Source organism: Dehalococcoidia bacterium (assembly GCA_021295915.1).
Classification (GTDB): Bacteria; Chloroflexota; Dehalococcoidia; order Lucifugimonadales; family UBA1123; genus VXRN01.
Genome location: JAGWBK010000092.1, coordinates 1 through 1,716 on the forward strand (window position 1 = coordinate 1; position 1,716 = coordinate 1,716).

General features: G+C 59.6%; 2 protein-coding genes. Both read left to right on the plus strand.

Annotated elements, in window-relative coordinates:
• Nucleotides 1-471, plus strand: a 471-nt coding sequence (locus J4G14_15235; protein MCE2459142.1) for a hypothetical protein, incomplete at its 5' end; no start/stop codon positions are given.
• Between the two features lie 35 nt (nt 472-506).
• Nucleotides 507-1,716, plus strand: a 1,210-nt coding sequence (locus tag J4G14_15240; GenBank protein ID MCE2459143.1) for a fibronectin type III domain-containing protein, incomplete at its 3' end; no start/stop codon positions are given.

The following is a 1,716-nucleotide window of genomic DNA, read 5'->3' on the forward strand; positions in this document are numbered from 1 at the left end:
GCCACGCCAGCTCACGCCTTGGACAGCGCGCTGGTGAGCAACCTCGGTAAGTCCAGCGACGGTGGGTCAGGTGCAATGCATGTGCTACAGGCCCAGTCGTTCACCACCGGGGGCAATTCGCTGGGCTATGCATTGGAGAGCATCGACCTGGACATTCACACAGCTCCTGGTTCAGATGACCTGACGGTGACGGTGCGGGAGTCCGACTCGGGTGACCCTGGAGACACTGTCTACACTCTGACCAATCCAGCCGTCCTGTCGTCCGGCGTAGGTACGTACCTCGCTCCTGATGACGCCACTCTGGACCCGAACACCACGTACTGGGTACACATACACTACAGTGGGGGCGGCACCAAACCTCGATGGAGGTACACGAATTCCAATAACGAAGACTCAGGGAAGCACCCGGGCTGGAGTATCGGTAACGACCGGAGTCGATCTATGCCTGGCTTTCCTCTTCAAGTTCGCTGAAACTCTCGGTCAACACCGGACCTGCTCCTGTTTACGTGAGCAACACAGGTCAGACCTCCTCGGTGTTCGTATATTCCCCGGGCGACGATTATTCCGTTGCTCAGAAGTTCACCACGGGCGGAGGCGCTGTCGGCTTCTACCTGGGAAGCATAGATTTGGACTTGTGGCGCTCACCGGGAGATGGCACACTGACCGTCACCGTAAGGGACGAGAACGCATCGGGTGAACCTGGAAGCGTCAAGTACACGTTGACCAATCCCTCCGATTTGGGGACGGGAATCGAGCGGTTCGAAGCCCCGTATGGGGCCTATCTCAGCGATGAGTCCAACTACTACGTGCACCTTGAATTCAGCGGCAGCGGAACTGAGCCCGGATTCAGGACAACCGAATCCACCGACGATGATTCCGGCGCTCGATCCGGATGGAGCATCGGCAATGATCTGCAGCACACCCCGTTCGGGGAGTGGAGCGTCTCTGAACACATATTGAAGATCAGGGTCAATGCTTTCAACGTAACCCCCCCGCCTCCTGACGCGCCCTCGAACTTGAGAGTTGTTGGCCCGGACGACGGTCAGATCTCGGTTGCCTGGGACAACCCCGAGGACATTTCGATCAGGAAGTACCAGTACAGCACCGATGGCGGTACTATCTTCAATGACATGAATGGCAGCAACAAGGACACTACCTCTTTCACCTTCGAAAACCTGAACAATGCCGTTGAGTACCACCTTGCGATTCGTGCTGTGAACCTCACCGACGACGGAGAGCCGCAAGGGGTCCATGCCGTTCCAATGGCCGCGCCAGCCGATCTGATCGCGGCGGGGGACAACGGACGGGTGGTGTTGCGGTGGACCGACCCGGGCTACTCCGCCTACCCGCTTGTGCCGACATACGAGTACAGCACGGACGGCGGCACGGTCTTCACCGCCTTCCCGGATAGCCGGGCCACCACCACCAGGTACGCCGTGACCGGACTGACCAACGGCACTGAATACAGCTTCGTGGTACGCGGGGCCCTCGGCGTCTTTCACAGCCAGCTGTCCAATGCGGCAACCGCCACACCCGCGGTGGTCCCGCCGTCGCCGCCCGCAGACTTTAGAGCCGCGCCCGGCGACGCCCAGGTCGTGTTGTCCTGGGACGATCCGTCGGACATCACCATTGAAGAGTACCAGCTGCTTGAACACCTGGAGAGCAAGCTGGTCCCCCCCTTTGACGACGAGAACAAATTCGAGTTCGGGTATTCCG